We start from the raw sequence: 20,436 nt of genomic DNA, 5'->3' as shown, positions 1-20,436 counted from the left end.
AAAAGAAGGCCGCGATATTCGCGGCCTTCTTTTTTGCTTTTGAGTTGAGCGCGGTAAGCCTCAGGCCAGGCGGTGGCGCTCGTCCTTAATGGCGTTGTTGACCGTCCAGGGCACTGGGTGTAGCAGGGGGTGCTGCCGCACGGGGCAGTCGGGCATCAGGCAGAGCGAGCAGGCGGCAAACGTGCAGGGGTCGGCGTGCACAAACATTTCAACCTCCACGGCAAAGCGGGCCCGAATCAGCTCCTCAATGTCGTGCATCTGGGTGTGCACGGCTTCGAGGGAGAAGTAATAGGGCATCTGCATGTGGCAGTCGATGTGCAGGTTGGAGCCGTAGCGCTGCACGCGCAGGTTGTGCACATCAATCCAGGACGGGCGGCGCTGGGCCTGCAGCTCGGCAATGACTTCGGCTACCACCGCAATGTCGGTTTCGTCCATCAGGCCCGACACGGCTTTGCGCAGCATGCGGCCCCCATTCACCAGAATGAAGCCGCCCAGCAGCAGCGCCGCGCCGCTGTCGAACCGCACGATGCCGGTGGCCTGCACCAGCAGCAGCGCCCCCGACGAGACGATGGACGTTATGGCGTCGATGTACAGGTGCTGGCCGTCGCCCACCAGCGCCACCGATTTCAGCCGCTTGCCGTTGCGCACCAGCAGCATGCCCACCGCCAGGTTCACCACGGCAGTGCTGGCCAGCAGCAGGACGCCCCAGTCGGGCTTGGCCACAGGCTGTGGGTGCAGCAGGTTGCGCGAGGCGCTGTAGAGAATAAACGCGCCGGCCATGAAAATCAGGCCGCCCTCGAACCCCAGCGACAGGTTCTCGATTTTGCCGTGGCCGTAAGGGTGGTTTTCGTCCTTGGGCAGGCTGGCCAGGTAGAGGCTGTACAACGCAAACCCGCTGGTGAACACGTTGATAATGCTCTCCAGGGCGTCGGTGAGCACGGCCTGCGACCGGGTGAGGTGGTAGGCGTAGAACTTGATGGCCACCAAGACAATGCTCACCACGAGGGAGAGCAGGCCGAGGCGGTTTTTGGTTTGCGTGGGCGTCATGAAGGGGGTGTTACAACTGCAAAGGTCGGGCACCGGGGTAGAACGGCCGGGCCAGGACAGCCAGGGGTAAAATTTCGGACGATAAAACTGACTGCCAGGCAAAACCTTTTTTCGACTTCTGCTGTATTTAAGTCCGCCGAAAAATATTTTTAGGGCAGTCTAAAAAACTGCTACCTTTGCTTTGAACCAACCGCTTAACGTGCCGCCTTCTACTCTCATTGAATCCCAGCCCACGACGGCTGCCGAAACCGGCTGGCGCCATGCCCGGCGCGCCAATTCCCTGAGCGAAGTCTACGCCAGTATAAAAGTGCCGGCCGCCGACGCCTCGTTCTGGCGCAAGCTGTTTGCCTTCTGGGGGCCCGGCCTGATGGTGGCCGTGGGCTACATGGACCCCGGCAACTGGGCCACCGACCTGGCCGGCGGCGCCCGCTACGGCTACACGCTGCTGTCGGTGGTGCTCATTTCCAACCTGTTTGCCATGCTGCTGCAGCACCTGGCGGTGAAGTTGGGCGTGGTAACCGGGCGCGACTTGGCCCAGGCCTGCCGCGACCACTACTCGCGCCCCGTGAGCCTGGTGTTGTGGGTGATGTGCGAAATTGCCATCGCTGCCTGCGACCTGGCCGAGGTCATCGGCTCGGCCATTGCCCTGAACCTGCTATTTGGCCTGCCGCTGGCCTGGGGCGTGGTACTCACCACGCTGGATGTGCTGGTGGTGCTGTTTTTCCAGAACAAAGGCTTCCGCGTGATAGAGAGCATCGTGGCCGGCCTCATTGTGGTAATTTTTGGCTGTTTTCTCTACGAAATTATCGCCTCGCACCCCGACTGGCTGGCTTTGAGCAAGGGCCTCGTGCCGCGCCTGGAAATCGTGACCAACCCGCAGATGCTGTACGTGGCCATCGGCATCCTGGGGGCTACCGTCATGCCCCACAACCTGTACCTGCATTCGAGCATCGTGCAAACCCGGCAGATTGAGCCCACCGAAACCGGCAAGCGCATGGCCATCAAATTTGCCACCATCGACTCGACGGTGGCGCTGTTCCTGGCGTTTTTTGTGAACGCGGCCATCCTCGTCACGGCCGCTGCGGCCTTCCACGGCAAGGGCCACGACGCGGTGGCCGACATCGCCGATGCCCACAAGCTGCTCACGCCGGTGCTCGGCGCGGGCGCGGCCAGCGCGCTGTTTGCCATTGCCCTGCTGGCCTCGGGCCAGAACTCAACCCTCACCGGCACCCTGGCCGGCCAGATTGTGATGGAAGGCTTCCTGGATTTAAAAATGAAGCCCTGGGCGCGTCGGCTCCTCACCCGGCTCATCGCCGTGGTGCCGGCCTTGGTGGTGGCCATTTACTACGGCGAGAAGGGCACGGGCCAGCTCTTGGTCCTCAGCCAGGTCATTCTGTCGTTGCAGCTCAGCTTTGCCGTGGTGCCGCTGGTGTTGTTTACCGGCAACCGGGCCAAAATGGGCGTGTTCGTGAACCGGCCCGGCTTGCAGGCGGTGGCCTGGGCCGTGTCCGGTATCATCATCGGCCTGAACGTGTTTTTGCTCTGGCAAACCTTCACCGGATGAGCCCGCGAATAGCAAAGGCCAGCACCGGCCGCAACCCTATGTGCTACTCCCTGCCGCACTGGTTCCGCTTAAGACGGGAAAGTGCGCACTTTTCAAGCCCCGTTTCTGACCCGCAGTCCCAAACGCCGCTCCGCGCAACCGGCGCCGGACCCTTGCCGCCACATCGGTGCGATAACCCCACCGCTACCTCCCACCGACTGCCCCTGACTGGCCGCCCCTGCCAGTCTTAACCCGAGCCTGTATTCGGTTCGGAGCGGGATTCCTCACGATTTATAATTCTACTAAATACCTGTATATGAAGAAGTTATTATTTTATTTGTTGTTGATGCCGCGCCTGCTTTGGGCTCAAGCCGGCACCCTTACCGGCGTGGTGCGCGACGAGCAGCAACGGCCCGTACCCTTTGCCAGCGTAGCCCTGCCCACGGCTAAACTGGGCGCCACCGGCGACGCCCAGGGCGTGTTCCGGGTCACCGACGTGCCGGCTGGCCCGGTGCGCGTGGTGGCCAGCGCGGTGGGCTTCACGGCAGCTTCGCGCACCGTGACCCTGGCCGCTGACGAGGTGCTGGACGTGCCGCTCACCCTGACCGCCGCGCCCGCCGCCCTCACCGAAGTGGTGGTGACGGGCGTGAGCCGGGCTACTGAAGTACGTCGCAGCCCCGTGCCCATCGCCACCCTCAGCCGCCGCGAAATCACGCTGAATGCCAACACCAACGTGATTGATGCGGCCGTGCGCGGCATTCCGGGCCTGAGCGCCGTGACGACCGGCCCGAACGTGTCGAAGCCATTCATCCGGGGTTTGGGCTACAACCGCGTGCTGACCATGTACAACGGCCTGCGCCAGGAAGGCCAGCAGTGGGGCGACGAGCACGGCGTGGAAGTCGACGGCTACGATATTGACCGGGTGGAGGTGGTGAAAGGCCCGGCCAGCCTGCTATACGGCTCCGATGCGGTGGCCGGCGTGGTGAACCTGCTGCCCGCCCTGCCCAGCGGTCCCGAAGGCCGGCTGCGCGGCGAAGCCCTCACTGAGTACCAGGCTAACAACGGCCTGATTGGCAATTCGCTGGGACTGAACTACCAGAAGAACGGCTTCCAGACCAGCTTCCGGGCCAGCAACCGAATGGCGCGCGACTACCGCAACGCCGTCGACGGTTTGGTGTACAACACCGGTTTCCGCGAACTGACTCTCACTGGAATGGTGGGCCTGAGTAAGGCCTGGGGCAGCAGCCACGCCTACCTCACGCTGTATGACAACCGCCAGGAAATTCCGGACGGCAGCCGCGACTCGCTCAGCCGCCGCTTTACCCGGCAGGTGTTCGAGAGCGGGCTGGACGATATCAAAAACCGGCCGCTGGTGTCCGACGACGAGCTGAATTCCTACGCCATCAGCCCGCTGCACCAGCGCATCCGGCACTACCGGCTGTTCACCAAAACGCAGGTGCACCTGGGTGGCGGCGAGCTGCACCTGCTGCTGGGTGCGCAGCAAAACAACCGCGAGGAATTCAACCACCCCACTGTGCGCAGCCAGGCCGGGTTGGCGTTGCAACTCACCACTTACACCTACGACGTGCGCTACCACCTGCCCGAGTGGCAGGGGCTGCAAATCAGCCTCGGCAGCAACGGCATGGGCCAGCTCAACCGTCACCAGCAGGCCACCGACTTTCCCATTCCCAATTACGACCTGCTCGATGCCGGCAGCTTCCTGCTCCTCAAAAAACCGCTGGGCAAGCTGGAGCTGAGCGGCGGCCTGCGCTACGACCTGCGACTCGTGAACTGGTCGGATTTTTACGTCGGCCCCAACCCGGCTACTGGCTTCGACGCCCAAAGCCGGGCTGGCGTGCCCGGCGCGCAGCTCCAGTTTCCGGCGTTTCGGCAGCAGTACCGGGGCGTGTCGGCCAGCGTTGGCGGCAGCTACCTGGCCACCGAGCGGCTCACACTGCGCGCCAACTTGGCCCGCGGCTACCGCGCCCCCAACATCCCCGAAATCGGCTCGAACGGCCTCGACCCCGGCGCGCACATCGTGTACCTGGGCAACCGCGGCTTCCGGCCCGAGTTCAGCTGGCAGCAGGACCTGGGCGTGCTCTGGCACCAGCCCACGGTCGACGTGAGCGTGGAAGTTTTCCATAACTACGTGCAGAACTTCATCTACCAGGCCCGCTTGCTGAATGACGCCGGGCAGCCAGTGGTCATCGTGCCGGGCAACACCACCTACCAGTTTCAGCAAGCCGCCGCCCGGCTCTACGGCCTCGAAGCCAGCCTGAGCCTGCGCCCCGCGGCTTTGCCCTGGCTGACCAGCTCCAGCAGCTTTGCTTTTGTGAACGGCGAAAATGCCGACGCCGCCCGGCTTGAGCGCGAGGGCCCCACCGCCCGTTACCTGCCGCTGATGCCGCCGCTGCGGGGCCGTACCGAGCTGCGCGCCACCCTGCCTGCCCGCGAAGGCTGCCGCCTCACCGCCACCTACTTCCGCGCCAGCCTCGACGGCAGCGCCCGCCAAAACCACTTTCTGGCCCTCGATAACAGCGAAACCGCTACCGCTGGCTACGTGCTGCTGGGGCTGGGAGCGGGCACTACGTTTGCGAGCCGCGCCGGCCGGCCGGTGGCCCAGCTAGTCGTGCAGGTCGACAATGTGTTTGATACGGCCTACCAGGCCCACCTCAACCGCCTCAAGTACTTCGAGTATTACGCCGCTTCGCCCACGGGCCGCACGGGTATCTACAACCCCGGTCGTAACGTGGCCGTGAAGTTGGTGGTGCCGTTTTAGCAGTATCAGGAGGATTGTAAAGCATCGTGCATGACGTTCGAATTTCGACCAAAACTCGCGCAGCGCGTAATGAGGGCATGAAACACCTGTTCGCATTTGTTGCGCTGTGCGGCCTGCCCTTCCTGGCGAGCGCCCAGGCGCCCGCCAAAACATCTCCCTACGACTCGGCCCATTTTAGCTGGCGCAAGCCCGTGCCGCGCACCCGCCTGCGCGAGCTGCAGCCCGACCGGCCCGGCATCACCGAAAGCCCGTTCACCGTCGATGCCGGCCACTTTCAGCTGGAAATGGATGCGCTGCGCCTCATCAACAGCGGCTCGGGCAGCAATGGCCAGCGCCGCGAGTGGCACGCCGGGTACTCGACGCTAAAGCTGGGCCTGAGCCGCCGCACCGACGTGCAGCTCGAGCTGCCCCTCTACAGCGTCAACAAGCAGCAGCCCTCCGACCCCACCCAGGACCGGGAACGCCATGCCGGCTTCGGCGACGTAACGGTGCGCCTCAAGCACAACTTCGTGGGCGACGACCAGCAGGGCAAATTTGCCATGGCGGTAATTGGCTTTGCGCGCCTGCCCACTGGCGGCCAAGTCGGCGACGGGGCAGTCGAATACGGGGTGGTGCTGCCCATCGACGTGGAGCTCAGCGACGACCTCAACTTCGAAGCCCAGGTGGAAGCCGAAGTCGATTACGACCGCGAGTCTGCGCAGCACTACCTGAATGCGGTGCCTTCTATAGCCCTGGAGTACGATTTTGCCAAACACTTCGGCCTGCTCGCCGAAGGCGTGGCCCAATGGAACACCGAGCAGCGCCGTTGGCAGTCGTCGGTGAATCTGGCTCCCATCATCAAGGTCAGCTCCAACGTGCAGCTCGACCTCGGCACTCACCTGGCCCTGAACCGCATCAGCGACCACGAGTACTTCGTGGGCATCACCCTGCGGCGGTAGCGGTGTAGCGTGGACTCTGCGAGTCCGCGTCTTTCAAATAGATGTTCGTTTATGCGCGGACTCGCAGAGTCCACGCTACGCGCCTTACCTTTGGGCCGCCAAGGTGCCAGACCCCAATCGCGGGGCGCGGCTGAAAAGGGAATCCGGTTCAACGCCGGAGCTGTCCCCGCAACTGTACGCTTCATATCGGAGCGGGCCACACAAGCCACTGGTTACCAGCTGATTTTTCGGCCCGGCAACTGGGAAGGCGGCCCGCTCGGCGAAGCAAGCCAGGAGACCTGCCCGGGCATTCATAGGTTCAGCATTCGCGGAGGACGGATGGAGAAAGAAGACAGCGGTTGCTTTCGGGCAGCCAGATTATCCCACTGTTTTTCGGCCTCGGTCTGGCAGCCGGTTTCTTTCAATTGAAAGAGCTTGCGGGCAGATTTTGAATCGAATTTTCATCGCTGAGAATTTGATTCGGTTGCGTATTCATTCCTTGTTTGGCCGGGCACTGGCCGGTTTGCTGCTGGCCCTACCGGTTGCGGGCAGCGCCTGGGCGCAGATGCCAGCGGACTCAGCCCGCCTGAGCCGGCGGCTGCACCGCCTGGGCGAAGTGCGCGTGCGGGCCGTTGGCACCGAGCGGTTTGCCGTAGGCAGCACCCGCACCGAGCTCGACTCAGCCGTGCTGGCCCAGTACCGCGGTAGTAACCTAGCCGAGGTGCTGCAGGCCCGCACCCCGTTGGCGCTCAAATACTACGGCCCGGGTCAGCTGGCTTCCATTGCGCTACGTGGTACGTCGGCCCAGCACACGGCAGTGCTTTGGAACGGGCTGAACATCATGCTGCCCACCCTGGGGCAGACCGACTTTGCGCTGCTGCCCGTCGGGGCCAGCACCCGCGTCAGCATTCAGCCCGGGCCGGCGGCTGCGCTGTATGGGAGCGGCGCCGTAGGCGGCGCGGTCCTGCTCGACGGCGCCCCTGATTGGCGAGTTGGTAACCACAACAGCGTGCAGCTCGATGCTGGCAGCTTCGGCTTGCTAGGGGGCAACTTCGAGGCCCGGGCAGCTTCGGCGACGTTGGCAGTGCGGGTGGCGGCTAGCTACCGTGAGGCGCAGAACAACTACTCCTACGTGGTGCAGGAAGCGCGCGGCCCGGTGCGCTACTCCCTGCAAAATGCTGCCCTGCGCCATCAGTGGAGCTTTAGCCCCGACCTGGCTTGGCGGGTGGGCCGAGCAAGTGAGCTCACCGCGGCCGCCTGGCTAACCGACACTGACCGCGAAATCCAGTCCGGCACCGGCATCATCGGCGGCCAGGCCCGCGAGCGCGACCAGAGCCGCCGCCTCACGCTGGGCTACCGCCACGTAGGGGCCCGGGGCCAGTGGAGCGGCCGCACCGCCTGGTTCGAAGACGTGCTGAACTACCGCGACGGCGGCGCACCCAGCAACTCGCGGGTGCGCACCACCCAGGCCCAGGCCGAGCACACCGCCGCCCTGGGCGCACGCGGCAGCCTGCGCCTGGGTGCTGAGGTTCAGCACTTCGCCGCGCTGGTGGATGGCTACGGCGGGACCCCCATACGTGAAAACCGCGCGGCGGCTTTCGCCCTTTTGCGCTACGACCCGCGCCCGACCCTGCGCCTCTCGGCCAACCTGCGCCAGGCTGCGCTGCCCGCCGGCCTGGCGCCTCTCACGCCCACCCTGGGCTTGGAGTGGGACCTGTTGCGCTCGGCAACCGCCGCCTTAGCCGACTCTGCGGTGGCTTTAGAAGTAGCGAATCCAGCTTTGCCCGGCTCAGCCATTCGGCCGTTCGGCAATTCATCAACCCGCGCGTTCACCCATTCGCTCACGGCCAAGGCCAGCGCGGCTCGCAGCTACCGTGCCCCCACTCTGAACGAGCGGTACTGGCGGCCCGGCGGCAACCCCGACCTGCGGTCCGAATCAGGCTTTGGTTACGAAGCGGGCCTGCGCCATCGGCTGGCTACAGGAAAGGGGCTCACGCTTGAAACCGAGCTCACTGCTTTCCGGCAGGAGGTAGACGACTGGGTGCAGTGGCTGCCCAGCAACCGCACCGGTATCTGGAGCCCACGCAACCTGCGCCGCGTGCGCAGCCAGGGACTGGAAATGAGCACAACGCTGCGCCTGCGCCAGGGCCGCTACACCGGCTCCGCCCAGGTAGCTTACCACCTCACCGACACCCGCAAAACCCAGGGCACGTCCGACGACCCCGACCCCGTGGGCGTGCAACTGGCTTTTGTGCCCCGGCACCAGGCCAGCTTCGGCACCGACCACCGCTGGCGTGGCTGGCTGGCCAGCAGCACGCTGGTGTTCGGCAGCTACCGCTACATCAATGCTTCGGGAATAGACTACCTGCCCGGCACGCTGCTGCTGGGGGCCACCCTGGGGCGCACGTTGCGCGGCCCGGGCAGCACGCAGCTGTTGCTGCTGGCGCAGGCCAACAACCTGCTGGGCCAAGCCTACGAGAGCTACCCCGGCCGGCCGGCCCCGCCCCGCAGCTTGGGCGGCAGCCTGCGGGTCGATTTCTGATTTCAACACTTTCACTTAACTCCCCAATCTGCCGGCTACGGCCGGCGCTGTTTATTCTTCTCTTTTATTATGAAAAATCTGATTCCGGTGGGCCTGGCGGCCCTGGTTTTGCTTTCAGCCTGCGACCCTCAAAAGGAAGTAATTACTGACCCGGTACCGGCGACCACCGCCGTGTATGTACTGAGCGAAGGCCAGTTTGGGGCCGGCGACGGCGTGGTAAGCGTATTTGACCGCACGGCCAAATCGTTGAATGTGGATGCTTTCGGTAGTGCCAACAACGGGGCCAAGCTCGGCGATGTGGTGCAAAGCATGGGCGTGCGGGGCAGCAAGGGCTACGTCGTGGTCAATGCTTCCAACAAGATTGAGGTCGTGAACCTGCCCGACTTCAAAACGGCCGGCACCATTGCGGGCCTCACCCAGCCGCGCTACTTCACCTCCACGTCGGCCACGCGCGGCTACGTTACGGAGTGGCGCGGGCCCTATACCGGCTACCTGCCCGGTGTGCTCAGCATTCTGGACCTGAACACCAACACCGTGAGCAGCCGCGTAACGGTGGGCCGCAACCCCGAGCAGCTACTGGCCCTGGGCGGCAAAATTTACGTGCCCAACAGCCTCGACAACACCGTGTCGGTGATTGACGAAGCTACTGGCACACTCACCAGCACCATTACAGTTGCCGACGGCCCCAGCAGCATGGTAGCCGATAAGGACGGCAACGTGTGGGTGTTGTGTTCGGGCTTTGTTACCTACCTCTCGGTGCCACCCTACACGGCCACCCGTGTGTCGAACGGCACGTTGGTGCGCTTCAGCCCAGCCAGCCCGGGTACGCAGCTCAAGCTGACTTTTCCAGGCACCGGCAGTCCCAGCAAATTGCGCATCAACCCAGCTCAGGACCAGCTGTATTACAGCTTCGGTGGGGCCGAATACCAGATGAGCACTTCGGCTACCGCATTGCCGAACACGCCCTTCCTGCGGCGCAGCTTCTCGGGCTTTGCCATCGACCCCCGCGACAACACCATTTACGGGGCCATTGCGCCCAGCTACAGCAGCAACGGCCGCTTCGTGCGCTACCAGCCCAGCGGCGTGCCCATCGATTCCTTCACCGTGAAGGTGGGGCCGAATGGGTTCGTATTTAATTAACCTTCCTTTTTCCACTTTCCTCAGTAACAAAAAAGCCCCCGCTGATTAGCGGGGGCCTTTTTGTTAGGTGCCTGCTAGGTGTGCTACCTGGTTCGGCCGAAGCGGAAGGTGACGTCGGCATAGGGCCCAACGGCCCCGTTCCGGTTGCTAATGGTGCTGCTGGCCGACTGCTCGCGGTAGTCGTAGGCGAGGTAGGCCAGGCCCAGGCTGGCACTCAGGCGCGGCCACACGGCGCGCCCGCCCGCTACGCCCGCCAGCGCCGAAATGCGCCGGCCGCTGCTGGTATGCAGCAGGTAGGTTTCATCGACCAAAAACAGGCGGCGGCCCAGGCGGGTGGCTCCGCCCAGCATGAGCAGCGGCGTGCTGCCAAAGCCGCCGCTGCCGCTGAAGCCAAAGCCTACGCCAGCCGTTAGCTGGTGGTCGGCAGTGCCCAGCGTGGCGTTGACGTAGGTAAGGCCCACGGCCGTACCCGCCACGTAAAGGCCAAACGCGCCCACGCCCACGTGCAGCCGCTCGGCTACCAGTGCGCTGAACTTGGGCGCAATGCCCACCAGGTTGTAGTTGCCGAACCCGGGTGCAAACGTACCCAGCACGCCTATTGAGAATCTATCGGTGATGCCGTAATCGACCGTCAGGGCAAACACGGCAATGTCCTGCACCGTGCCCTCGCCCCGCCGCAGGTTGCGGCCCGTGGGACCCACAAACAGGCGGCTGCCGTTGCCAGCATAGGGGCGGGTTGGATTGGCTTGGCGCTTAGCCGTGGTGTCGGGCGCAGTTGGAGCCACCTGCGCACACACCGGCGCGGCGGCCAGCACGGTGCCGAGCACAACGAGGCCGCCCAGTCGGGCCGATGCAGAGCGTAAGCTGAGGGGCATGAAGCGGTGAAAGGGTGGCCCAAAGATGCAGCCGCGAGACCAGAGCCGCCAGTGGGCCCGGTGGGCGCTACTTGCGCCAGCTGCCCGTGGCGTGCGGCCGGCCGGTGGCCTTTTCCTCCTCCGACTCGCCCGGGGCAATTTCCTCCAGCCGCACGCGCACGGCGTGGGCCTTGGGGTGCACTTTCTGACCGAAGGCGTCGGCGAACTCCTGGGTGAATTCGGCCCCGAAGAAGATGATGAGCGACGAGTAGTTCACCCACAGCAGCAGCACAATGGCCGAGCCCGCCGCTCCGAATGCCGAGCCGGGGTCGGACTTGGCGATGTAGAAGGCGATGAGAAACTTGCCGATTACGAAGAGCAGCGCCGTGATGAAAGCGCCAACCAGCACATCGCGCCAACGGATAATGGCATCGGGCAGGAAGCGGTAAATCAGCGCAAACAGCAGTGTGGTGATGCCCAGCGACAGCGCAAAATCAACTATTCGGATGGCAATAATGCCAACTTCGGGTAACAGCCGTTGCAGCCAGCCAGTGAAGGCGCTGAGCACGGCACTGACCACGAAAGAGATGAGCAGCAACAAGGCCACACTCAGAATCAGTCCAAACGACAAAAAGCGCTGCTTGATAAACGCGCCAATACCGACGCCCACGGTCTTTACTTTCAGGTTCCAGATGTCGTTGATGCTTTCCTGCAGCGTGACAAAGAAGGTAGTGGCGGCGAAAAGGAGCGTGGCCACGCCAATGGTGGTAGCCACCGGCCCGCGCTGTTGCAGCGTGAACTTGGCAATGCTGTCCTGCAGGAACTTGGCCGAGTCGGGCCCCACAATGCCCTTCAGCTGCCCGTAGACCTGGCCCGAAATGGCCTCGCCGCCATACACCGAGCTGGCAATGGTGATGACGATGAGCAGCAGCGGCGGCAGCGAAAAGATGGTGTAGTACGACAGCGCCGCGGCGTGCCGGAACGAGTTGTTGTTGCTGAACTCGCCCGCTGACGATTTGATAACAGCGAGAACATCGGAGAATTTGTAGTGCGTAGGCATGCAGAGTAAGAAAGGGCCAAAACAAAAGGCGCTTGAGTTAGTACGCACGAGGCGGCCAAGCGTTGGCCGAGCCCGCCCAAGCAGGCCCATGCCTAGGCGGTAGTACCTTGCGGCTGCGGCCAGCCTGGCCAGCAGTCGGCCGTAGCCCTGTATTCTTCATACCCCTGTTTCTTATGTTCCTGCTTGTTCGATTTGCCCGCCCCTTGGTATTGATAATGGGGCTGTGCGCACTGCTGGCGACACCAGCCCAGGCGCAGAAAAAAGCCAAAACTGCAAAAGGCTCGTACCCCGCCGCCGAGGGCTTCGATGCGGCCGGCTCCGATGCCAAGGCCGTGGCCATTGCCGACCGCGTGATGCGCGAAATGGGCGGCTACGAGGCCTGGCAAAACGCCCGCTACTTTGGCTGGAGCTTTTTTGGCGGCCAATACCAGCTGTGGGACAAGTACACCGGCGACTTCCACTGGGAAAAAGATACCCTGGTGGCCAACTACAACCTGAACACCAAGCGGGGCCAGGTTTTCAGCCGGGGGCAGGACGTGTCGGCTACGCCTACGGGCCAGAAGGTGCTCGACAAGCTGAACCCCATCTGGATAAACAACATGTACTGGCTGCTCATGCCCTTCAAGCTGAAGGACTCGGGCGTGACGCTGCTGTACAAGGGGGAAGCCAAAACCCTGGCCGGCGCCCCCGCCGACCTGCTGCAAATGACCTTCAAAAACGTGGGCGTAACGCCCCAGAACCGCTACGAGATTCTGGTGAACCGCGCCACCGGCCTGGTCGATGAGTGGGCCTACTTCGCCAAGGCCGACGACGCCCAGCCCGCCTTCCGCCGCCGCTGGACCGACTACGTCCGCCACGGCCAGCTGCTGCTCGCCGCCGACCGCAGCGATGCCACCAAACCCACTCGCCTCGACAATATTTTCCATGCCCAGACGCTGCCCGATGGCGTAATGACCAGCAAAACGCCGGTGGCGAAGCCCAAGGAGTAGCGGGACTTCATTGTTCCATCTGTCATCCTGAGCGCAGCGAAGGTCCTTCGCTTCGCTCAGGATGACAGACGAAATGACGCGCGCCCACTCCCTTCACCCCCGCCGCAATACCCAGCGCAGCGTTTCAACCGGCGCGGTGCGCAGGGCGTCGGCCAGTTCGGCATCGTCCGCAAACTGCAGCTGCTTGAGCTGGCTGGCCTCTACGCTGACCTCGATTTCGGGCATCTGGAATGGCCAGGGCTTTATGACGACTGGTTCGCCGGCCCCGCCGGGTTGGGCCAGGGTGTACATCGTACCATCGGGGCCGGCGTAGATTTCGACGGCCCGGCTCATCTCGGGGATTTCGTGGCGGCAGAGAATGAGCGAGAGGCGGTCAGCCCAGTGCAGCAGGGTATAGGCTTGGTCGGCTTCTTTTTTGGAGAGTTTCAGTTCGCGGCGCCACTTCTGCTGCCGGGCCCGCAGCTCGTCCAAAAAGTCGTCGGTTTCCTTTTTTTGCCCCCGCAAGCCTTCGTACAAACAGCTCAGGTGCAGGCTGGTGAGCAGGCTGCGCCAGCGCCCCTGGAAGCGGGCCGCGGCCAGCACACCGGTGGCCTGCTCCAGCGAAAATTCCTTGTGGGTGAAATTGGCCGGCGCCCCGGCGGACGTGAGGCCGTAGTGGCCGCCACGCCCACGCCAGGCCGCCTGCTCGTCGTCGTGCTGCGTGATGGCGGCCAATAGGCCCACCCAGCGGTCGGGCGGCAGGGTAGGGGCCCAGGCGTAGGCGAGCTGGGCGGCCAGCAGCGCATGGGCCTGCTGGTAGATGATTTCCCAGCCGGCGGCGGTGTAGTTGACTATCATACAAGGGAACAAGAACTGGGTACTTCCTGATGCATGCTGGAGTTGGCCAGCCCGCTATTGCTTCAACTGCCCGGACGGGGCTGGGGTTGCCACTTGGGCCGGTTGGCCGCCCCGGCGAGCACTGCGTATGCAACGGCTTATGTCAGCTTCGCTTTCGCCTGCACCTCTTACCGTCCGGCTGCCCGACGGGCGTACCCTGGGCCTTACCCGCTACGGCGACCCCGCCCACCGGCCGGTCGTGTATCATCACGGCTTTGGCACTTCTGGCCAGGGGCTGCTTAACGACACGGCTTTGCTGGCTCGCCTACAGCTTCAGCTGCTGGCGCCCGACCGGCCCGGTGGGGGGCAATCCAGCGTGTACCGTCCGCTCACTTTTCCCTCGTTTGCCGACGACGTGGTGGCCATGCTCGACGCGCTGGAAATCCGGGAGCCGGTGGGCACGATGGGCTGGTCGGTGGGCGGGGTGCACGCGCTGGCGCTGGCGGCACGGCACCCGGCGCGGGTGGCGGCGGTAACGCTCCTCAGCACCTGCCTGCCGCTGGGCGAGCGAGAAGTCTATCGCCACCTCTCCTGGCTCTGGAAAGGGCTGCTGTGGGGCCAACTGGGCTTCCCGTGGCTGAACCGCACCACCTTCCTGTGGCTCAGCCGGCAGTGGGCCCGCCACCCCGACCGCACCATCGACTGGTTTATCCGCGGCATGCGGCCGGCCGAAGCTCGCGTTACGGCCCGCTTCCGGGAGCTGCTGCGCGATGCGGCGGTGCAGGGTTTTGCGCACCACGGCCGGGGCGTGTACGACGACGCGCAGGCCTGGTGCCGCCCGCTCGGGTTCCGCATTGAGGATGTGCGCGCGCCCGTGCGCCTCTGGCACGGCCAGGCCGACGGCGTGTGGGGGCCCGGCAACATTCCCTACCTGGCCCAGCGGCTGGGAGGTGCGCCCGTACACCTGCTGCCGGCCCAGGGCCACATGCTGTATCTGGAAAACTGGGAAGCTATTCTGGAAGAAATGGCCGAGCTACTGCATGAGAAATGAAGCTCGACATTTTTTGGTTGACGTTCTTTGGGCTGGTATCTTTTCTTACCCGCGCTGTTCTCCCACTACGCTAGCTTTACCCGCGTGAATCACTACATCGAGCAAATTCTGCAAAACCCGCTGGCCTCGGCAGCCATTGTGGGCAACCTGGTCATCATCGAAAGCCTGCTTTCGGTGGATAATGCTGCCGTGCTGGCCACGATGGTGGGCGACCTGCCCCGCGCTGAGCGCCAGAAAGCCCTGCGCTACGGCATTTTCGGCGCCTACATTTTCCGGGGCCTGTGCATCCTGTTTGCGTCGTTTCTCATTAAATTCTGGTTTTTGAAGCCGCTGGGCGGGCTCTACCTGCTGTACCTGGTATTCGCCCATTTCAGGACCAACCCGACGCACGACGAGGAGAAAATCGAGAAAGAAAAAAGCTGGATTTACCGCAACACGCTGGGTTTGTTCGGCAAGTTCTGGGCCACCGTGGCCCTGATTGAGCTGATGGATTTGGCCTTCTCCATCGACAACGTGTTCGCCGTCGTGGCCTTCACCGACAACCTGATTCTGATTTGTGTGGGCGTGTTCATCGGTATTCTGGCCATGCGGCTGGTGGCGCAGGGCTTCGTGCTGCTGATGGGCAAATACCCGTTTCTCGAAACGGCGGCCTTCGGCGTCATTGGCCTGCTGGGCCTGAAACTGGTGCTCTCGCTGGTAGCGCACTTCGCGCCCGGCCACCCCGTGAGCGAGGCCCTGGAAAGCGAAACGGCCGACGTGCTGATTACCGTGCTCACAGTAGCCGCGTTTGCCGTGCCGTGGGCTACCTCGGTGCTGTTCAACGTGCCCCGACACATGAGCCAGCGCTAGCTTGAGGGCAGGAGCCTCGCCACAGGAGCAAGCTTGGTTGCAGGCTCGCCGCCAGCTGCGGCGCGTACCAGAAAACCAGTATTTTTGGCCTCCAACCGGCTGTTAATAGGCTATTGCATGGGCAGGCAGCGGATTTAGCGTTAGTTTCGACCAGCTTTCAGCGGGGTTGCCTTCCCGCCAAAAACTGACCCGATGCTTTCCATTATTACGCTTTGCGTTGCGTTTTGGGCTGGGCCTACCGCTCCTACCCAAACGGCCCCGACGGATACCACCCGCCAATTCCGTGGGTTCGCCAACCTGCCATTTGCCTGGGGCACTGCCGTGCTGCGCAAGGGCAAGGTGGTGCGGGCCTACCTGCCCACGGCTACCACGCGCGGCCTCGAAACGATGGTGCCTTATTACCTGCAGGCGCCCGGCCCCGGCAAGCTCCCCAATCCCAAGCTCCTGACGGCGGCCAACGTGCAGTGGATGCGGGTGGGCGGGCAATACTGGGAAGTGCTTCGCAACAACCGCAACGACGAGGGTAGCCTGGCCCAGCGCCGCCAGGCCGGCACCGTGGACCTGTTTCTGGTGCAGGCTTCGGCCACGCTCATTCTCACCGCCCTGGAGCCCAACCCCGTGCTGAGCTCGCCCGCCGGAGCCACCTTGCCCGAAATGTCGCCCTCGCCAGCTAGCTGGTACCTGCGACGGGCAATGGGGCCACCGGTGCTGGTGGCGCAGGCCACTTTTGCCACGCAGGTCGCGGCTTTTCTGCACGACGACCCTGAGCTGGCGCGCCGGGTGGCCACCAGCCAGCTTGGCTACCGGTACGCGGAGCTGGAAAGCATTATTCAGCAATACAACCGGCGCGCGCACCGCTAGCTGCCCTACAGCAGCTGATGCTGCGCCGCCAGCCGGATAAGCGAGGCCGTGTTGTTGACTTCAAACTTGGCCAGCAGATTGCGGCGGTGGGTTTCGACGGTGAGCGCACTCAGAAACAGCCGGTCGGCAATGTCCTGGCTGGTAAGGCCCTGGGCAATGAACCCGAGAATTTCCTTTTCGCGGCGCGTGAGCGGGGGCACCGCTGCCACAACTGGCTCGGGCTGCAGCAACAGCTCCTGCACTTCTTCGCTGAAGTACTTTTTGCCGGCCTGCACGCGGGCAATGGCCTCGGCCAGCTCCTCGGGCGAGGCATTTTTGAGCACGTAGCCGGCCGCGCCCTGCGCCATCATGCGCGTCACGTAGCTTTTTTCGTTGAGCGTGGTGAGGGCCAGCACCTTCAGCCCGGGATATTCGTCAACCAAGCGGCGGCACACGTCGAGGCCGCTTTGGTCGGGCAGGTTAATGTCGAGCAGCACCACGTCGGGCTGGTGGGCGGCTACGGCGGCGTAAGCTTCGGCGGCAGAGGCGGCCGTGGCCACCACCGTCAGGCCGGGCAGTGGCGCCAGCAGGGCCTGCAGCCCGGCCACTACCATGGGGTGGTCATCAACGAGCAGCACGCGGGTCGGGGTCATAGCAGTGGTTTGTTAGGAAGGAGAGGCGGCGGTTTGCAAAGATGCGGTACAAGCAGCTGCCTTCCGGGAAAGAACCAGCTGCTTGGTTCGCTCGCCGGGCTTTTTCTTTGCGCCATGCCCGCTACTCCCGAAGCCAACGCCATGCTCATCGCGCTGCTGCACCAGGTGCCCGGGTTATCGCCCGAGGAAATAGCAGCGTTTGCTGCGCGCTGGAGCCAGCCGCTGCGGCTGCGGCGGGGCAGCTTCCTGGTGCAGCCGGGACAAGTAGAACAACGGCTGTGCTTTGTGCAGCACGGGCTGCTGCGCATTTACTACCCCGTAGTGCCGGGCCAGGAAACCTGCGTGGGCTTTGGCTATGCCAACTCGCTGCTGGTCGCGTTTCCGTCGTTTGTCACCGGGCAGCCGTCAGAATACGCCATCCAGGCGTTGCGGCAAAGCGAGCTGCTGGCCATCAGTCGGGCCGACTTCCTGGCATTTGTAGAAAGCAGCCCGGCCTTTGCCCGCTTCTGGCGCACCGAGCTGGAAAAAGCGTTGGTGGGCCGCATGGAGCACGAAATCGACTTGCTGCTGCCCGAGCCAGCCCAGCGGCTGGCGCGGTTGCGGCAGCGCAGCCCGCACATTTTCCAGCTGGTGCCGCGCAAGTACTTGGCCTCCTACCTGCGCATGGCACCCGAAACCCTAAGCCGACTGCGCTGACTTGTAGCGGAGCAGTAATTCTTGATTTCGGTCAATGTGTAGGGAGGTGGGCAGTCAGAAATTTGCTGCATTAACACTGCGAATTTCATTTCATGGCCCCCACTTCCTTTCTCGCCGCACTGCATACTGCCGTAACCGGCCTGCGTGCCACCGTTCAGGAGCAGTTTGCTCCGCTCGGCCTTGCCTTGCTCAATCAGCGGCCAAGTCCCAGCAGCTGGAGTATGCTCGAATGCCTGGAGCACCTTAACCGCTATAGCCGCTATTACAACCCTGCCTTGGGCAAGGCTATCGCCAACAGCCAGCCGGCGAGGCCCGCCGAAGTAGCCTACAGCTGGCTCGGCCGCAAATCGGTGAACCTGATGCGGCCCGATAATGCCACCAAACAAACCACGCTTAAGCGCATGAACCCGCTGGGCAGCCACTTAGGGTGGAAAACCTTGGCCGAATTCGACCAGCACCAGTCTGGCCTGCTGGAGCTACTCGCCTTGGCCCAAACGGCTGACCTTAACCGCAAAGCCGTGCCCGTCGAGTTTTTCCGATTGCTTAAGCTGCGCCTGGGTGAGGCCTTGGAGTTTGTGGTGGTGCACCAACAGCGGCATGTGCAGCAGGCACAGCGTGTGCAGCACGGCCTACGGGCCGAACGGGCGCGCTAGTCCCTGCCGCTTCGTGCCGATGGATGCTACTGGCTCCCAACATTACAGGCAACCCTCACTGCACGAGCGGAATACTTCCGCTCATGCGGGCAGGCGCAGCTCCAGGCTGAAGGAAGTGCCCTGGCCGGGAGCCGACTGCACCTCTAGCGTGCCGCCGAGGTAGTGTGCGCGGGCCTGCACGCTACGAAGGCCGACGCCGGTACTAGCCACGGCGGGGTCGAAGCCCCGGCCGTCGTCTTCCACCACGAGGTGCAGCTCGGTATCGTGGCGCATCAGCTGCACCAGCACCTCTTGGGCCTGGGCGTGCTTCAGCACGTTGTTCAGCAACTCCTGCACCAGGCGGTACAGCTCTACTTCCAGGGTTTGGGGCAGGCGGGTTTCCAGGCCGTGGGTGTGCAGCTGCACGCGCAGGTTGCCGGCCTGCTGCACGCTGGCGCACAAATCCTGCAGGGCCTGGGCCAGCCCAAAGGCCAGCAGGGCTTCGGGCATGAGGTTGCGGGCCACGCGGCGCAACTCCCCAATGGAGCTGTCGAGGTGCTCGATGGACTGGGTGAACAGGGCGGTGGCCTCCTCGGGCTGAGCAGCGCGGCTGCGGGCCGATGCCAGGTAGTGCTTCACGGTAGAAAGCATGCCGCCGAGGCCATCGTGCAGGTCGCGGGCCAGGCGGCGACGCTCTTCTTCCTGGCCTTGCAGCACCGCCTGGGCCGTTAGCAATGCTTTCTCCTGCTCGCGCTGCCGGGCCGCCTGCCGCTGGCGGTGCCGCAGCAGTGCGGCTGCCAGCCCACCCGCCGCTACCAGCACCAGCAGCAGCACGAGGTACACGGCGTTCAGGCGGCGCTGCTGGCGCAGCACTAGCTGCTCGGCGGCCTGGGCCTGGCGCAGCGTGCGCAGCTGCTCGGCCTGCTGGCGGGTGCGGTAGCGCGTTTCGAGCTGAGCTACCTGCGCCCGTACGGCCGTGCTGGCCAGCGTGTCGCGCAGCTCGTGGCTGCGGCGGTAATAGCGCAGGGCCTCGGGCCACTGACCGGCCTGCTCGGCCAGCCGCGCCAGCCCTTCGAGGTTATCTACGAGCTGGCGCGAGTCGCCCAACTGCTCGGTGATGGTCAGGCTGCGTTCCAGACTGGCGCGGGCAGCGGGCAGGTCGCCGACCTGGGCCGCCAGCTGGCCCTGCTCAAACAGCAGCTTGGCTTCATACCCGGCTGCCCCCTTGCGCCGGGCGTAAGCCACAGCCTGCCCGAATGCCTGCCAGGCCGCCGTAGGCTGCCCAACGCTGCGGTAGTACTGGCCCAGCGTGCCATAATACTGGTCGGCATATAGCTGGCTACCGGGCAACAAGGGACGCGCGGCGCGCAAAACCTGCCCGGCACTATCGGAGTGCGCCTGTTGCAGATGCAGGCGGGCCAGCTGCAGGTACACGGGCAGCAACTCGGGCACGGGGCCGGTACGGGGGGCGAGGGCGGTAGCCAGCCGCCAATAGCGCGCCGCCTGGGCCGGCTGATTGGCAATGAGTAGGCTGTTGCCGAGGTTGGCGTACACGGTAAGTAGGGTGCGGCCGGCCTCGGGCAGCGGGGCTAAGTAGGTGGCGGCTTGCAGGTAGCTGCGCACGGCGGCGGCGTACTGGCCCTGGCGGTCGGCTACGCTGCCGCGGTTGTTGGCAATGGCGGCCAGCAGCCGGGCCAGGCGTGGGGCCGGCCGCTGGCGGTAGAGCGGCGCGGCGGCAGCCTGGGCCTGGGTTCCGTAGCGCGCGGCCCGGACATTGTCGTTGCGAATAATAGCCAGTGCGCTCAATTGCAGCCAACTGTGAGCCTGGCCGTAGCCGAAGCCACTGGCCTGGCTCAGGGCCAGGGCCTGGCGGGCGTAGCGCAGGGCCTGGGCCGTGTCGGTGGCAGCTAGTGCGGCCGAGAGGTGCAGGGCGGTTTTGGCGCGGGCCGTGTCGCTAGAAGCCGCCTGCAGGGCGCGCAGCAGGCTATCGGGTGGGGTAGAGGGGCCTTGCGCAGCCACCCGGCCAGC

At 64.3% G+C, this 20,436-nt stretch carries 17 protein-coding genes and 1 riboswitch; of the genes, 11 read left to right on the top strand and 6 right to left on the bottom strand.

Translation table 11 applies throughout. The features are described from left to right. Nucleotides 1–60: 60 nt before the first annotated feature. Nucleotides 61–1,047 (bottom strand): cation diffusion facilitator family transporter, encoded by a 987-nt coding sequence (locus ABD837_RS11645; protein ID WP_345054429.1) that lies wholly within the window; start codon nt 1,045–1,047, stop codon nt 61–63. A gap of 217 nt (nt 1,048–1,264) precedes the next feature. On the opposite strand from ABD837_RS11645, the gene ABD837_RS11640 reads away from it, so the two are divergent. From ABD837_RS11640 to ABD837_RS11620, 5 genes are all read left to right on the top strand, one after another. Next, nucleotides 1,265–2,611 carry an Nramp family divalent metal transporter gene (locus tag ABD837_RS11640; RefSeq protein WP_345055101.1) on the top strand — a complete coding sequence of 449 codons (1,347 nt, stop codon included), beginning with the start codon at nt 1,265–1,267 and terminating at the stop codon, nt 2,609–2,611. Between the two features lie 295 nt (nt 2,612–2,906). Then, the gene (locus ABD837_RS11635) at nt 2,907–5,369 is read left to right on the top strand and encodes a TonB-dependent receptor (protein WP_345054427.1); all 2,463 of its coding nucleotides are present in this window, start codon (nt 2,907–2,909) and stop codon (nt 5,367–5,369) included. 77 nt (nt 5,370–5,446) lie between these two features. After that, nucleotides 5,447–6,307 carry a transporter gene (locus ABD837_RS11630; RefSeq protein WP_345054425.1) on the top strand — a complete coding sequence of 287 codons (861 nt, stop codon included), beginning with the start codon at nt 5,447–5,449 and terminating at the stop codon, nt 6,305–6,307. A gap of 84 nt (nt 6,308–6,391) precedes the next feature. Beyond that, a riboswitch (cobalamin riboswitch) is annotated at nt 6,392–6,607 on the top strand. A 163-nt stretch (nt 6,608–6,770) separates the two neighbouring features. Beyond that, on the top strand, nt 6,771–8,828 hold the full coding sequence (locus tag ABD837_RS11625; protein WP_345054423.1) for a TonB-dependent receptor plug domain-containing protein: 2,058 nt from the start codon (nt 6,771–6,773) through the stop codon (nt 8,826–8,828). Nucleotides 8,829–8,897: 69 nt separating this feature from the next. Beyond that, on the top strand, nt 8,898–9,968 hold the full coding sequence (locus ABD837_RS11620) for a DUF5074 domain-containing protein (RefSeq protein ID WP_345054421.1): 1,071 nt from the start codon (nt 8,898–8,900) through the stop codon (nt 9,966–9,968). A gap of 83 nt (nt 9,969–10,051) precedes the next feature. Here the strand turns inward: ABD837_RS11620 and ABD837_RS11615 are convergent, their stop codons facing one another. Both ABD837_RS11615 and ABD837_RS11610 read right to left on the bottom strand, forming a co-directional pair. Beyond that, entirely contained in the window at nt 10,052–10,843 is a 792-nt protein-coding gene (locus ABD837_RS11615; RefSeq protein ID WP_345054419.1) for a hypothetical protein, read from the bottom strand. A 67-nt stretch (nt 10,844–10,910) separates the two neighbouring features. Then, nucleotides 10,911–11,882 carry a YihY/virulence factor BrkB family protein gene (locus tag ABD837_RS11610; protein ID WP_345054417.1) on the bottom strand — a complete coding sequence of 324 codons (972 nt, stop codon included), beginning with the start codon at nt 11,880–11,882 and terminating at the stop codon, nt 10,911–10,913. A 173-nt stretch (nt 11,883–12,055) separates the two neighbouring features. Between ABD837_RS11610 and ABD837_RS11605 the strand changes: the two genes are divergently transcribed. After that, nucleotides 12,056–12,871, top strand: coding sequence for a hypothetical protein (locus ABD837_RS11605; RefSeq protein WP_345054415.1), 816 nt, complete (start codon nt 12,056–12,058; stop codon nt 12,869–12,871). 93 nt (nt 12,872–12,964) lie between these two features. Here the strand turns inward: ABD837_RS11605 and ABD837_RS11600 are convergent, their stop codons facing one another. Continuing rightward, the gene (locus ABD837_RS11600) at nt 12,965–13,708 is read right to left on the bottom strand and encodes a DUF3891 family protein (RefSeq protein WP_345054412.1); all 744 of its coding nucleotides are present in this window, start codon (nt 13,706–13,708) and stop codon (nt 12,965–12,967) included. Between the two features lie 139 nt (nt 13,709–13,847). On the opposite strand from ABD837_RS11600, the gene ABD837_RS11595 reads away from it, so the two are divergent. The 3 genes from ABD837_RS11595 (at nt 13,848) to ABD837_RS11585 (ending at nt 16,448) form a co-directional block, all read left to right on the top strand. Beyond that, nucleotides 13,848–14,738, top strand: coding sequence for an alpha/beta fold hydrolase (locus ABD837_RS11595; protein WP_345054409.1), 891 nt, complete (start codon nt 13,848–13,850; stop codon nt 14,736–14,738). 84 nt (nt 14,739–14,822) lie between these two features. Beyond that, nucleotides 14,823–15,587, top strand: coding sequence for a TerC family protein (locus ABD837_RS11590; protein ID WP_345054408.1), 765 nt, complete (start codon nt 14,823–14,825; stop codon nt 15,585–15,587). A 192-nt stretch (nt 15,588–15,779) separates the two neighbouring features. After that, nucleotides 15,780–16,448: a hypothetical protein gene (locus ABD837_RS11585; protein WP_345054406.1), complete on the top strand. Its 669-nt coding sequence runs from the start codon at nt 15,780–15,782 to the stop codon at nt 16,446–16,448. Nucleotides 16,449–16,453: 5 nt separating this feature from the next. Here the strand turns inward: ABD837_RS11585 and ABD837_RS11580 are convergent, their stop codons facing one another. Further along, a complete protein-coding gene (locus tag ABD837_RS11580; protein WP_345054403.1) occupies nt 16,454–17,080 on the bottom strand; it encodes a response regulator in 627 nt (208 codons plus the stop codon). A 114-nt stretch (nt 17,081–17,194) separates the two neighbouring features. On the opposite strand from ABD837_RS11580, the gene ABD837_RS11575 reads away from it, so the two are divergent. Then, nucleotides 17,195–17,776, top strand: a complete 582-nt coding sequence (locus ABD837_RS11575; protein ID WP_345054401.1) for a Crp/Fnr family transcriptional regulator — start codon at nt 17,195–17,197, stop codon at nt 17,774–17,776. 92 nt (nt 17,777–17,868) lie between these two features. After that, entirely contained in the window at nt 17,869–18,429 is a 561-nt protein-coding gene (locus ABD837_RS11570) for a DinB family protein (RefSeq protein WP_345054400.1), read from the top strand. 81 nt (nt 18,430–18,510) lie between these two features. Here the strand turns inward: ABD837_RS11570 and ABD837_RS11565 are convergent, their stop codons facing one another. Beyond that, nucleotides 18,511–20,427, bottom strand: a complete 1,917-nt coding sequence (locus ABD837_RS11565; RefSeq protein WP_345054397.1) for an ATP-binding protein — start codon at nt 20,425–20,427, stop codon at nt 18,511–18,513. Between the last annotated feature and the right edge of the window lie 9 nt (nt 20,428–20,436).

The organism is Hymenobacter glaciei (assembly GCF_039539585.1).
Lineage (GTDB): Bacteria > Bacteroidota > Bacteroidia > Cytophagales > Hymenobacteraceae > Hymenobacter > Hymenobacter glaciei.
Note: the sequence above shows the minus strand (reverse complement) of the source record. Positions and strands in the feature narration are given on the sequence as shown.

Coding starts and splice junctions, on each gene's coding strand:
- ABD837_RS11615 (WP_345054419.1), bottom strand. CDS start 10,843: ATGCCCCTCAGCTTACGCTCTGCATCGGCCCGACTGGGCGGCCTCGTT.
- ABD837_RS11600 (WP_345054412.1), bottom strand. CDS start 13,708: ATGATAGTCAACTACACCGCCGCCGGCTGGGAAATCATCTACCAGCAG.
- ABD837_RS11580 (WP_345054403.1), bottom strand. CDS start 17,080: ATGACCCCGACCCGCGTGCTGCTCGTTGATGACCACCCCATGGTAGTG.
- ABD837_RS11575 (WP_345054401.1), top strand. CDS start 17,195: ATGCCCGCTACTCCCGAAGCCAACGCCATGCTCATCGCGCTGCTGCAC.
- ABD837_RS11610 (WP_345054417.1), bottom strand. CDS start 11,882: ATGCCTACGCACTACAAATTCTCCGATGTTCTCGCTGTTATCAAATCG.
- ABD837_RS11630 (WP_345054425.1), top strand. CDS start 5,447: ATGAAACACCTGTTCGCATTTGTTGCGCTGTGCGGCCTGCCCTTCCTG.
- ABD837_RS11635 (WP_345054427.1), top strand. CDS start 2,907: ATGAAGAAGTTATTATTTTATTTGTTGTTGATGCCGCGCCTGCTTTGG.
- ABD837_RS11620 (WP_345054421.1), top strand. CDS start 8,898: ATGAAAAATCTGATTCCGGTGGGCCTGGCGGCCCTGGTTTTGCTTTCA.
- ABD837_RS11570 (WP_345054400.1), top strand. CDS start 17,869: ATGGCCCCCACTTCCTTTCTCGCCGCACTGCATACTGCCGTAACCGGC.
- ABD837_RS11585 (WP_345054406.1), top strand. CDS start 15,780: ATGCTTTCCATTATTACGCTTTGCGTTGCGTTTTGGGCTGGGCCTACC.
- ABD837_RS11645 (WP_345054429.1), bottom strand. CDS start 1,047: ATGACGCCCACGCAAACCAAAAACCGCCTCGGCCTGCTCTCCCTCGTG.
- ABD837_RS11605 (WP_345054415.1), top strand. CDS start 12,056: ATGTTCCTGCTTGTTCGATTTGCCCGCCCCTTGGTATTGATAATGGGG.
- ABD837_RS11595 (WP_345054409.1), top strand. CDS start 13,848: ATGTCAGCTTCGCTTTCGCCTGCACCTCTTACCGTCCGGCTGCCCGAC.